This window comes from Micromonospora sp. RTBAU3-60, from assembly GCF_054963695.1.
In genome coordinates this window covers 93,265-105,591 of sequence record NZ_JBUEGB010000025.1, presented here as the reverse complement: position 1 = coordinate 105,591, position 12,327 = coordinate 93,265, and the positions used below count along the sequence as shown (strand labels likewise).

At 66.8% G+C, this 12,327-nt stretch carries 7 protein-coding genes; 2 read left to right on the top strand and 5 right to left on the bottom strand.

The window, feature by feature from the left end; translation table 11 throughout:
• Window positions 1–34 precede the first annotated feature (34 nt).
• Window positions 35–3,304 (top strand): response regulator, encoded by a 3,270-nt coding sequence (locus ACY34I_RS23510; protein ID WP_462757222.1) that lies wholly within the window; start codon window positions 35–37, stop codon window positions 3,302–3,304.
• Window positions 3,305–3,342: 38 nt separating this feature from the next.
• On the opposite strand, the gene ACY34I_RS23505 is transcribed toward ACY34I_RS23510, so the two are convergent.
• The 3 genes from ACY34I_RS23505 to ACY34I_RS23495 all read right to left on the bottom strand — a co-directional run bounded on the left by ACY34I_RS23505 (window position 3,343) and on the right by ACY34I_RS23495 (window position 10,279).
• Window positions 3,343–5,187, bottom strand: a complete 1,845-nt coding sequence (locus ACY34I_RS23505) for a hypothetical protein (RefSeq protein ID WP_462757221.1) — start codon at window positions 5,185–5,187, stop codon at window positions 3,343–3,345.
• Window positions 5,188–5,384: 197 nt separating this feature from the next.
• Window positions 5,385–6,221 (bottom strand): hypothetical protein, encoded by an 837-nt coding sequence (locus ACY34I_RS23500; RefSeq protein WP_462757220.1) that lies wholly within the window; start codon window positions 6,219–6,221, stop codon window positions 5,385–5,387.
• On the bottom strand, window positions 6,221–10,279 hold the full coding sequence (locus ACY34I_RS23495; RefSeq protein ID WP_462757219.1) for an AAA domain-containing protein: 4,059 nt from the start codon (window positions 10,277–10,279) through the stop codon (window positions 6,221–6,223). The genes ACY34I_RS23500 and ACY34I_RS23495 overlap by 1 nt, the downstream gene beginning before the upstream one ends.
• Before the next feature lie 324 nt (window positions 10,280–10,603).
• On the opposite strand from ACY34I_RS23495, the gene ACY34I_RS23490 reads away from it, so the two are divergent.
• The gene (locus tag ACY34I_RS23490) at window positions 10,604–10,927 is read left to right on the top strand and encodes a hypothetical protein (protein ID WP_462757218.1); all 324 of its coding nucleotides are present in this window, start codon (window positions 10,604–10,606) and stop codon (window positions 10,925–10,927) included.
• Window positions 10,928–11,029: 102 nt separating this feature from the next.
• Here ACY34I_RS23490 and ACY34I_RS23485 read toward each other — a convergent pair whose 3' ends face one another.
• Both ACY34I_RS23485 and ACY34I_RS23480 read right to left on the bottom strand, forming a co-directional pair.
• Entirely contained in the window at window positions 11,030–11,662 is a 633-nt protein-coding gene (locus ACY34I_RS23485) for a DUF7002 family protein (RefSeq protein WP_462757217.1), read from the bottom strand.
• Between the two features lie 221 nt (window positions 11,663–11,883).
• A complete protein-coding gene (locus tag ACY34I_RS23480; RefSeq protein WP_462757216.1) occupies window positions 11,884–12,099 on the bottom strand; it encodes a hypothetical protein in 216 nt (71 codons plus the stop codon).
• Between the last annotated feature and the right edge of the window lie 228 nt (window positions 12,100–12,327).

Below are 12,327 nucleotides of genomic sequence, written 5' to 3'. Positions count from 1 at the left end.
CACTCACAAGTCATGGGCTTACGAAAACCAGTCGTTGGTCCGCCAGGCCCGGCAGAACGACTACGAACTACTGGCCAACCACGGGTCCTACGTCATCAGGGCGGTGTCGGCCGCAGAGTTCACGCGCAAACTGCTGGGCCGCACACTCAAGCCCGGACCCGAGGATGGCGCGATCCATTCGCTGCCGGAGCGCTGTTACGTCGACATGTTCGATCGGCTCGTGCCGGAATCGGCCGTGCTCCGCGGCCGCGGCGAAACCGAGTGCAAGCCCCGCATGAAGGCAGAAGCCTTTCAGGCGATTGCCTCGGTCGCCTGGCGCTTCGGCGAAGCCGGCCTGCCGGAAACGGTGCGAGGCTGGATACTGCGGGAGACCCTTGCTCAGGGGCTCGACGAGCTCAGCCGGCTGCAGCGCCTCTGCGCCACCTTCGGTGGCGAGACCTCCTCCACCTATACCTCCGCCGGCCCGGCGCACGATTCCCGGTTCACCGCGACCCTCACCGTCCGTATCGGCGATCTCGAACTCGTTCGGACCGGCCCTCCGACGCCGGGGAAAAAGGAGGCCGCCAGGCTGGCCGCAGGGCGGTTGTACCGACTCTTCACCCTGGGACCGGACTTCCAGGCCGCCGTCCGGGCCGCCGCAGGGCGGGAGGAGAGCATGCTGCTCCTGCGGTGCCTGGCCCGGCGTCTGCCGGTGCTGCGCGGCCGTGATCTCCAGCGCTGTATTGAGGACGGTGTGCTGGGGCTGGGTCTGCTGGCCGCCTCGGACGGCGACCTCAACGACTTCCTCACCTGGGCGAAGGAGGCTGACTCGCTAACCGGCCCGCTGGACGACGAAGTCTTCGACCATCTGATGACCGCCTACGGCAACGCCGTAAGGGCACAGCCGCGGCCGAAGCTGGAGCAGGCCCTACGGGACCTGGCGGCGTGGGTGCGAAATCTCGACCCGGAAGGCAACGTCGTGGTTCGGAAGGCTCCCCAGTGGGACCTCCTTCTGGCGGTGGCCAGCGCGCTACGGGTCGGCGCCGCCCGGAAGCAGAGGACGGTGGACGAACTCTCCGGCTCCTGGCCGGTGTCGGGCCCGGAGTCGGCGTCAATCCTCTACGCGGTCGACGCCGCCGCCATCGGTGAACTGCTTCGGGAATTCTCTGACACGTCCGCTGGATCGGTTCGGTTCCGGCGGCTCTCCGACGGGGTCCGGGTTGAATGCGCCACCACGGCCTCGGGCGCGGCCGACCGCGTCTGCACTCTGATCGATCTGCTCGGCGAGATGGCGCCGGGCCTCGGAGTCTTCGCCGGACCGGACACGCAGACGCTGAGTGCCATCTACTCCCCCGCCCCTGCCGACCGGTCCTTCACGGCGGCCGGCAGGCTCGCGGTTCACGGCTCCCAGGACCAGGACGGGGTCGAGATCTTGGCGAACGTCCTGCACCGGCTCAAGAACGAGTTGATCGGCATGGAGGACGTCGCGCAGAAGGCGGCGCTGGCCGGCGACCGGGTGACCCGCTTCCACCGGCTCGCCGATGCCGCTCGGCACCACGAGGCCGCCGTTCATCTGGCCGATCACCTGGACCGCACCAACCGAGCGCTGGCGGATGCCGACGAGGAGACGGTCCAGTTCGGCAGTTGGCTCGACGAGTACTGCGCCGCTAAGGTCCTGGAGTTCAAGGACAGGGCGAACGTGCGTCTGATCGCGCCGGCCGAGTCCGGCCAGTGTGAGGTCGCCCTGTCGCCGTCGCTGCTGCGGGGGGTGCTGGACAACCTCATCAAGAATGCCGTCGAGGCGATGCCGGATGGCGGCCGGATCATCGTCGATTGGTACACCGAGCCGGGTCACGTGTTCCTCGTCGTGCACGACGACGGCCCGGGGCTGCCGGACGAGATCCGCGAGATGTTCTGGCGGGACGAGACGGTGACCACCACCAAGGAGCACGGCTCGGGTATGGGGTTGTGGCTGGTCCGGATGGACCTGCGCCGACTGGGCGCCACGATCTCCGACGACCCCGCGGCCGACGGCCAGCGCTGGATCATCGACCTGCCGCGCGAGGAGGTGACGGATTCCAAGGCGCCCGACCGGGATCCGGCTTTGATGCCGCGGGCGGGGGTGGGTCGCCGCCGCGCGGTCAGGGTGTTGCTTGTGGATGACCAGGAGAACGTTGCCCGGACGATGGCCGGGCACCTCGAGCCGATTGCCGTCGGGGTCGAGATCGTTCACGACGGCGAGAGCGCCCTGACCAGGCTCGGCACCGGGCACTACGACGTCGTGGTCACTGATCTGCAGATGCCGCCCGAACCGTGGGGTGGGTTGTGGTTGCTGAGGCGCATGCGGGAGGAGGGTCACCGGGTGCCGGTGGTGGTGCTCTCCGGCGAGGGAAGCTTCGACCAGGCGATCGAAGCGATCAACGTGGGGGGCGCCGTAAAGTACGTGACCAAGGCGGACGCTGCCGAGAAACTCGCCACCGTTGTCGAGGAGGTCGTGGCCGATCTACGCCGGCAAAGCCGCGGCGATCTGCAGCATCTGCCACTGCCGGTGGCGCTCGGCCTGCAGCGTTACGAGTCGGAGACGGTGGCCAACCTGCGGGTGCGGGCCGGCCATGCGGCGTTGGAGGACGCTCTCCGATTCGTCGGTGCGGTCGGGCTCGGCGAGTTCCTGGACGGCGACCCGGACGCCCGGGTGCCTCGGCCGGTACTAGCGCCCCACATGATGCTGGGCAGGTGGGTTGAGCTGCTGAAGGCGCTCGGCTCGCGCTTGGCGCAGGATTCGTATGCGGGGCAGGTCGTCCGTAGTCTCGACTTGGACGCGCTCGCCGTCGTGAAGACCGGCCGCAACGTGGTCAGTCACCGCTCGGAGCGCCCCAACGACGAGGTGACCCGCATGCTGGACGAGGTCGACCCGCTGCTGGAGCAGTTCGCCACAGCCCTGCGTCACATCCCTGACCGCACGGTGATGATCGCTCAATCCCTGCGTTTAAATGCCAAGAGGTACACCGTTTCGGCGTTCCGAGTGACCGGCACCGGTCCGGTGCTGCCGAGTGCTGAGTGGATCAGTAGTGCTGCTCTCGAGGAGAACTCGGTCGGCCTGTACAGGCCCGGCACCGACTCGTGGATCCCAATCGGCCCATGGATGACAGCCCGGCCTGGCAAGGCCCGGGGCGAGTGGCAGATCTCCGTCATCGACGGTGTCACCCAGGCGTTCCGGGGCCGGCCGGCAAAGCTGGCCTACCAGCCGTTCGGTGACGGCGAGAAGTGGGCGGCGGCAGCTGACGAGGACGCCGACGAGCTGATCCGGCGGTCGGTCGTCCGATAGTGCTACCCCTGATCGAAACCGGGCCGCCGCCATTGCCGTCAGTTGGTCTGCCCGGTTGGCAGGTGCCGGCCGATGTATCCGACATAGATGTGGCCGCTCTGCGCCGTGTCGTCGTAGTAGTGCATGCGAGGACTGATCATCGCGAACTGAGCGATCTTGAAGTGGGCTCCCATGAAGGTCTTGCCAGTCGGATCGACGGTGGTTGGCACGGGCAAAACGCGCCTCCTCCAGAAGGCCGGGTTGGTGCGCACTTCCTCGCTCTCGTCGCGGGCGTGGCGTCGGGTTGGCCACTCGTGGCAGCCGTCCGGGGTGTGCTCAAGGAAGCCGTGCACGTCGCGGTCCCAGCGTCCGTCTGCTTTGGCAGTCGCATAGTCCTGAAGTACCAGCAACGCGTCCCACGTCTTGGAGGCCCAGGAGCCGAGGGTGTCTTTGCTGTCGAGGTCCGCGGCATGGTCAGGGTCGCCGGTGAACTCGACGTGCACGAGCTTCGGCAGCCATCGGAGCAACTCGCCGAAGCTGTCCGGTCGGGAGACGTCCTCCTCCGATGGCTGAGTCGTCCAGGCCACATCTGCCTGGCCCGTTGAGGCCAGCCGGTGACGTAGCGTCCGTACGGTCTCCTCCGACCGGGTGAGAAGATCAACTGCTTCCCGGTTTTCGAGTTGCTCGTCCTCCAACTGCCGGATGACGTCTCGGTACGCCGTCTGCGTCTCATCAAGTTCGGTCTGAAGTTGTGCCAGTCGAGACGCGATATCCTCCTGAGCCTCCTGAGATGCTCTGCCGGCCTCGACCCAATGCGCGATTTCGTCGACCCCGTCAACGGTTAGATCGTCGAGGCCGATCTTCACCTTCAGGTAGTCGAGCAGCATGATCTGCTGCGCGCCGATGTCGTCCTGCCGGCGTTCACCTCTCCGGGCCTCGACGGCCGTCGCCCGAGGTTGCGAGGGAACCAGCGGCGCCGGCTTGAGGCTGGCATCGCTGAGTCGGTTCACCAACATGTCGTCGGCGATGCGTTCGAGCATCCGGTGTACCCGCGCCACCGAAGCCTGCAGGGGCTGTTCGAGCGCCTGAAGTTGGGCGTTGGATGCCAGGATCCGAGCGAGCCGGTCGTGTTCGCGGTCGTCGAGAATCCGTTCGGTGCCCAATACTCTGTGGCGCAGTGCATCGACAGCCGAGTCCGGCTGGACCTGTGAGCGATAGGTACGCAGCCGGCCCGGTGCGACAGCGTGGGTATCGCCGATCCGGTCGTTCAACAGCCGTGTGGCCTCGCCGTCGAGCACGTAGCACGATGCCATTCCCTTGGTGAACCGAGTCAACTTTGCGATCAGGTCCACCCACGGACCCAGCGGCAACTCATCGTCGCCGCCGGCGACGAAGACGGCCCCGCGTCGTTCCGTGTCGAGCAACGCTTGATGAACCTCGTCGACCTCGTCGCCCCGAATGATCACGGGACGGGTCGTCAGACGCGCGGCACCATCCCAGGCATCGATGACGTCGAGAATGGGTGCGACAAAGCGAGGGGTTCCGGCGCGGCGGCGTCGGCTGCGCGACTCCTCGCCGTCAGGGTCAGGAGATTCGATGTCAATCCAGGCCCATGCCGCACGTTCCTTGGCGTTGGGTACGTGTGTGGTCAGCTGCGTGATCCACCGGCCGTCCGGTTTCGTCTCGACGATCCGCACGCGAGTCGACGCTGAGCCGTCCTGCCCTTCGTGTTGCAGCAGCAGGGCCCGTACGTTGTCGCCGATGGTCGTCCAGCGGTTCTCGTGAAGCGCAGACGGGTCCCAGCCCTTCGGATCGGCGATCCACCGGTCGAGTTGTTCCCGTACGAGGGGCAGTAGGTGGTTCCGTTGCTGACGGGTCGTGAAGACCGACCTGAAGCCGAGCATTTTCACCGTCCTGGGGTTGCAGGCGAGCGGTATCAACCGAAATCGGCGCCGACTCGGTCGATGTGGCGGTGGCCTCCGTCCGCTACTCCCTCAACAGCTCCGTGTTGGTCGCAGAAGTAAAGACGGGGCGGAGGCCGGCACCTCGGACAAAGAGGGGGTCAACCGTTCGAGGTTGGTTGGGACGATAGATCTACAGGCTAGGGCGCAGATTCCAGGTCGTTGAGGAGTGCGTGCACAGGCGCCCAGCACATCCGGACGGTGTCCAGGTCGGGTACGAGCCCGTACTCGATCTGGTGCCGAGGGTGGACGAAATTGCGGTAGTCCCGGACCTTTTCCATGAAGTCCTTGGCGTCGGTCTGAACCCACTTCTGGCGGTGCGCATAGTCGAGTAGGAGATGAAGTCCGGCGCGTTCGGCCGGGACCCGCCGGCCGCCCCGGCCGACCAGTCCGCTGCTTCGCACCGTCTCGTCGCGATCAGTTACCACGGCGTGCAGTAGTCCTTCCACGAAGCTGCCGATGCCGATGATTGCCAGCGCGTACGCACCGTTGTTCTGGCAGATTGACGCCTCGTCGGCGCGCGCCATGAGGATGTCCACTGCCTTGCTGTCCGCGGTAAGTCGTCGCACGCGCTCGTGAAGGTCCGGCGGTGGTCCGTACAGGGGAATCTCGCCGGCCGGGCTGAGCTGGCCGAGCACCGGGCGCCCGCCGACGTACGTGATGGTGAGCTGCTCGGGAGCCAGAATGCGGTTCAGCTCCTGCGCGATCGGCTCTGCGGCCTCGGCGCCGCCGTCGTACTCCAGCGGGTCGCAGATCCGGCAGAGCAGCCGGTCGAGTGCGGCGGCGTCGTCGGCATGGGAGTTCAGGACTTCCGTAAGCCAGGGGATCCGCGGTGAACCGTCGTACTGCGGATCGCCGGGCCAGCGGACCCGGTGCAGGAATCGCTCGACCTGCGACCCGGTCCGTTCGTACGGCCCGTCGACGTCACAGATCAGGCGAGCGACCCGTTCCAACGTGAGCAGGTCGAGGGCAACCATCAATACACCTCCCGGTCGGCGCGCTGCTGCGCGATGTCGAGTGCTTCGGTCAGACGCTGGATGATGACCGACCCCCGCTTGCGGAACCCGAGCTCGGTCATGGCCTCCTGTAGGCGCTCGTCCCTATCTCGCTGCAGCTGGTCGCTCAATAGCCAGGTACAGATCTGCACCAGTTGTTCCCGGGTGTACTCGGTGATCCGCAGGCCGATCGGTACCTGGGGACGCAGGCCGCGGCGGGACGCCGTCGGCGACGGTGGCTGACTGATGTGCCGCGATGCTGCTGGCGTGGGTCGGGTATTGGGAGCGTGGTCGGCGCGGTCGACCGCCTGCTTCCAGCGAGCGACGAGTCGGGCCGTCTGGCCTGCTGGGTCCACGTACCAGTCGGTCGACCAGATCCGGTGGAACTCCCACCCAAGCCGCTCCAGGTGCTGCTGGCGTAGCCGGTCCCGGTCTCGGGCGCTGTGCCCCTGGTGGTACGAGTGGCCGTCGGTCTCGACGGCGAGCACCATCCGGCCGGGCTGGTCCGGGTGGGCGAGTGCCAGGTCGATCCGGTAGCCGGACACCCCCCACTGCGGCACCGCGTTGATGCCCTGCTGCAGGATGGCCTCCAGCACGCTGCGTTCAAGGCCGTTGAGCTCGACCCCGGTGTGCTGCCGTCCCCCAAGGTCACCGCCGAGCGCCACGAACTCGAGGTAGCGGCGGAGCAGCTCGGGGCCGCGGTTCCTCGTCGCTGCGGTCTGGTTCGGGTCCATGTCGTGGTGCGAGAAGGCACTGACCACCGTCATCCGACTCCGCGCTCGGGTGACCGCAACGTTCAGGCGCCGCTCACCGCCCTCCTGGTTGAGCGGTCCGAACCGCAGCGGAAGCCGACCGTCCCGGGTCTTGGCGTAGCCGATGCTCAGAATGATGGCGTCCCGCTCGTCGCCTTGGACGTTCTCCAGGCTCTTGATGAAGAACCGCTGGCTCGCGGCCCGGTCCTGTGAGAAGAAGTCGTCGAGGTGCTCGTGCTCGCGGCGCCGGCTGCGCAGCGCCGCTTCGATCCGCAGGGCGTGCTTCTGGCCCATGGTGATGACGCCCAGGCTCTCGTGGGGTTGCCGCTCGGCGTGCTCGAGGATGAGGTCGACCGCCCGGTTGACCTCCTCCGGTGAGGAGCCGCTCTGGCCGGGGGCGACGCGGCCGTCGACCGTTTCCAGGCGTAGCGGGCTGCCCACCTTCACGCCTGGGAACGTCACGAGGGATCGGTCGTAAATCTCGATGTTCGAGAACGCGATGAGTCGCTCATCCCGGCTGCGGTAGTGCCAGGTCAGGCGGTGCCGGTCGGAGATGAGACCGCTGAGGACGTCGAGAACGGATTCGTAGTCTTCGAGGCTCTCGTCGTCGATGTCGTCGTCCTCGCTGTTGGTGGTCTGTTGGACGAGCCGCCGGAAGAACGGCGTGGGCGGAAGCTGTTTGGGGTCGCCGGCCACGACGAGTTGAGTGCCGCGCATGATCGATGCGACCGCGTCGTGCGGCTCGATCTGGCTCGCCTCGTCGAAGATGACCACGTCGAACAGCCGCTCAGCCGGCAGGATGCGGCTGACGACGAGGGGTGACATGGCCCAGCACGGAAATGCGGCGAGGAGTACTTCTCGTGCGCTGCTGAGCAGCTTGCGCAGCGGCAGATGTCGGCTCTTCTTGGCCGCCTCCCGCCGGACGAGGCTGTTCTGGTCGGGATAGGCGTCCCGGGTCCTACGCAGGTTCACTGCCACGTTGCGGCGCACGTGTCGGGCCGCCATCTCGATGTGCCGGGTGTCCGCGGCACGGAAGTCCTCGACGACCGCGGCATGTTGCTGTCCCACGAACTGACCGAGGTACGGGAAACGCATGCGCATCTCGTCGAGGACCACCTGAAGCCAGGCGCGCAGCAGGGTGTCGGCCGCCTCGTCGCTCGAGACGCGTCGTGCGGCCAGGTCATCGAGCATGTGGCCCAGTCCCAGCGAGCGGAAGAGTTGCTGCTGCTTGTTCAGGTCGGGCATCAGGAACAGCGTGTGGCGGTCGGCGTTCAACTCGGCGAGGGTGCTGGCCGCGGCGGTGGCCGGTCCCCGGTCGAGGCCGTCGATGCGCGCGCACGCAGCCACCGCCGCAAGATGGTTACGCACCTGGACGAAGGACGACATGCAAAGATCGGCACCTGCGAGAGCGGTGGGTGCGCTGTCCTGGCGGCTGAGCTTCCGCCACCGTTCGCGCTGGTCCACTGCGGCGACCAGGCCTCGATACATCTCGGATCGCTTGCGTGGTGCGGCCGGACAGGTCCGCCGCAGCCTGCGGCGCAACTGGAACCGACGGAAGAATCCGAGCGCTTCCGGTCGACGTGGCCGGGAACGCCCTGGCGCTGTTGCGTAGACGAAGTCGTCCAGGTCCGGGCCGAAGGCCTGCTCGCCGTAGCTGGCGATGGTGCGCTCAACCTCGCTGAGTAGGTCGAACAGGTCCGTCCAGGCGGCGAGATCGTCGGGCACGTCCAGCCCGGCCCCGTCGACCAACTCCCGGATCTGCCGCTGCGCGCCCTGCAGGGCACCGGCCGTTAGCTCGTCGAGATGGACCAGCACCTTGCCGACGTCGTCCGAGGTGTGGATCGCCGCCTTCGCCCACGGCGATTCCCCGCGCCAGATCCTCAGGCCGCCACGATCCACGAACGTCCGTAGGTCCTCCCGCGCGGCCTCGACCGCCGACCGGTCAAGGTTCCGCAGCTCGGATCCACGCAGGTTGTACCCGCTGACGTCATAGGAGGGCAGGGCGAGCAACTGCTCGATCACCTGGAACGCGCTCATATCCCAGGGCTGCCGCACCTCGTGCATCTCGGCCGGGTGCCGCTGTGCCGCGGTCCGCCGGCTGTTCAGGCGTCGATGCAGGTCGCTTGTGTCCACCGGCGGCTCGGCGCCGGCTTGAGCGAGGACTGCGGCGATACGCTGGGCGACCTGCCGCTTGCTGATCTTGCGGTCGTGCAGGTCGAACACGAGGTTGTCGAGCCCGACGTCGCCGAGGCGGTTCATCACCGCTTCGATCGCTGCCCGCTTCTCGGAGACGAACAGCACGCTGCGGCCCATCGCAGCCATGTACGCGATGATGTTCGCGATCGTCTGGCTCTTACCCGTGCCGGGCGGGCCCTCGATGACCACATGCCGGCCGGACAACACCGCATCGATGGCCGACTGCTGGGACGAGTCCGCGTCGTGAACGAGGAACTCCTTCGCCGGGTCGATCCGATCGGCGCTGGAGCTGGGTCCTTGCGCCGTCTCGGTACGCAAGTGTTGCTGTGCGCTCCGGTCGCCGGCCATCGCACCGACTACCGGGTGCGACGCCAGCAGCTCGGCAGAGGTGCGCAGGTCCTTGACCATGGGCAGCTTGTCGAAGCTGAAGACGCCGCCGATCATCGCCTGCTCGAGCTGGAGGGAAAGGCCACTGGGTGCGACCGCTTCGGCGATCAGGTCGTAGGCGGTCCTGAGCTGCTGGTCGGGGTCGGCGATCTCGGTCAGCATGGCACCCAGCTTTTCGCCAAGGGCGCTGATGTCCGCCTCCACGCCGTACTGCCGTTCCAGCGCGTACAGGAGCACGGGGTTGATCTCAGGTGACTCCGAGAGCTCAAGCGTGAAGTCGTTCTCGGTCGCCGTCCGGCTGTCCAGAGCAAGCTGCTGCAGGATCAGCGGCGCGCGCAGCGGTTGCATCGGCACCGACCCGCGGGTGTACGTACCGACCATGCAGAGCAGGCCGCGGGCGACCCAGCCGGCCTGGATGCCCTGCTCCTCCTCCAACTCGACCAATTTGCGGCGCAGGCTGCGGGCGGTGTTGCAGGCCTTGTTGTGGCGGTCCTGGTCTGGAAACAGCGTCCGCAGACGAACCTTCTTCCCCCGGAGCAAGTCGCCGATCCCGTCCGCTGCAGCCTCGGCGAGATCCAGCGTGGTGGTCTGCCGCTCCTTGAAATAGAGCAGCGTGTTCCGTGGGCCGAAGTCGATCAGTTGGTCTGCCCACCGGCCGGCGGCCTGCTGGACGAGTTTGAGCACATCCGGTTGGGTCAACAGCATCTCGTCTCCATGTCAGTCGACGTACGGCAGTGCTGATCCGCCGGGCCATCGGCCCGAGGCAAAGCCCTCCAGGATAGGGCGTAGAACACGTCCGTCTATACGTCGGAACTCCGACAGAGCTGTCGACGGAAGGTCATCGATTGGTGGCTTTTAGCTCGCACGCGTAGTAGCGCAGGGCGTGGGCGAGCCTGTCAAGGCGGTCGCGCGAGAAAGGCCGTAGGGCCATCGGCGACGGGTGTGGCCGGTCGTCCTAGATTCACCCGACCAGACGGTGGCTCAACCCGCATACCATCGACCCAGAGCCGAGCGACGGAGGTCGGTGGTATGAGTCAGGCTGCTGCGATTATCGTCGGCGCTGCGATTTCTGGCATTATCGGCATACTCGTCGTGGTAACGCAACAGTGGCTGACGCGCCGTCACGACAAGCAAAAAGCGCGTGTCGAACGGCTTTGCGACTTCATGGCCGCCGGATGGAGGCTCTCACTCGCGTTGGGTCGTCCTGCCCACGCTCCCGCTGACCAAAAAGCGACGACCCAAGAGCACGAGCGGTTATCAGAGCTCCTCGACCGCTTCAACGCCTGCATGGCCCAAGTGCAGTTGCTCGAGTCCGGCTACTTACCGCGGCGCATCGCCTTGATCGCGCGTTAGCCGAGCACGTGGTTGGTGAAGGCTGATCCCGAGCAGGTGTACGAGCGTCTGCCTGCCGGCTGGGAGCGCAATGCCGTCTTGTGACCGCGATGGGTGTGGGTCTCAGTCGATGGTGCCTTCGATCTTGTCGGTCAGGTCGAGGATGTCAGGGACGGCGTCCAACACGGTGACCTCGACCAAGGCGCCATCGCGGCCGTACCGGCGGCGGTACTCGGCGTAGGGGTAGTCGGCGATCGGCAGCCAGGATCGATGCCCCCGCATGGGGTGGTTCTCCTGCGTCACGGCCCCGGAGTTGAGCCGGCAGAGTTCGATTCGTGGGCTGTGTCGCTCGACGAGGGCGCGGGTGTCGACGTGCAGGACCACCTGGTCCTCGGTGCGGTACTCATTCGCTTGACGCAGCCGGTCCAGCCGCTCAGCGCTGGCCCAGAAGAAGACCCGGGAGTTGATGGCCGCGAGGTACTCGGTCAGCGAGGAGTTTGGATCAATCTTTTCCGCGACGAATTTCATCGGCTTCTGATCGCGGATCACGGCAGGCGGCAGGCCGGGCGCGCGCAGAACGGTGGACTGCTTGCGAGGGGCGCTCAGGAGTCGGTCACGCTCGGCGGCGTCGAGGTCGTACAAATCGATCAGTTGCTGCGTGGACAGGAGGCCGTGTCGTTGCACCGATGGCCAGGCGGTCGCCGACATCGTGTGGAAGACCCGCGGATGGCGCGCGATCAGTTCCTCGACGTCCATGACGGTCATCGTGCCGGACGTCCGCGACTACGGGCCATCAGGGATCCGGTCGACATCCTCCCATCACCTGGTCGACGGGTGGCTTGCAGATCTGGCGCTCCTCGGCGCTACGCCTACGTTTGTCGAGACAGCCGCCACCCTCGTAGTGACCTGATCGCGGCTAGAGGTGCGCGTCGGATTACGGGGTGCGTGTACGTCACGACGCATGTTGCCGTCCGGACCTACCTGGTCTTGTCCGGAAGCCGGTCGGGGCGGATCGCGATCGTGTTGATGGTGCCGTTACCCCAGACCGTGGTGTTCAGCAGCATCCGGCCGTCGATGGACAGCATGGTGAACTCGGGGACGAACCGCTCGGTGAACAGACCAGCGGATCCGCTGCGCAGCGCCGGCACGCGACTGCCGACGAGGTCCCACTCGGCGGCCAGCCGGACCCGCACCCAGGCATAGTCGGGATCGGCGTGTTCGGGGATGTCTGCTCTCCCGTGAGGAGTTCGAGGCGCAGAAGCCTCGCCTGCTTGGCCGCTGATCAGCAGGGTAGACCAGGGCGGATCGGCGGGTGGTTCCAGGCGGGCCGTCAGCAGCGGTCAGGCTCTTCGATGGCCGGCGCGCAACGGGAGTTTGTGGGCGCGGCCCCTGCTGCAACGCGTCTGCGTCAGTGCGGCATC

Excerpts from the sequence above, each read along its gene's own strand:
- ACY34I_RS23505 (WP_462757221.1), bottom strand. The coding sequence starts at position 5,187 with ATGCTCGGCTTCAGGTCGGTCTTCACGACCCGTCAGCAACGGAACCAC.
- ACY34I_RS23485 (WP_462757217.1), bottom strand. The coding sequence starts at position 11,662 with ATGGACGTCGAGGAACTGATCGCGCGCCATCCGCGGGTCTTCCACACG.
- ACY34I_RS23495 (WP_462757219.1), bottom strand. The coding sequence starts at position 10,279 with ATGCTGTTGACCCAACCGGATGTGCTCAAACTCGTCCAGCAGGCCGCC.
- ACY34I_RS23500 (WP_462757220.1), bottom strand. The coding sequence starts at position 6,221 with ATGGTTGCCCTCGACCTGCTCACGTTGGAACGGGTCGCTCGCCTGATC.
- ACY34I_RS23490 (WP_462757218.1), top strand. The coding sequence starts at position 10,604 with ATGAGTCAGGCTGCTGCGATTATCGTCGGCGCTGCGATTTCTGGCATT.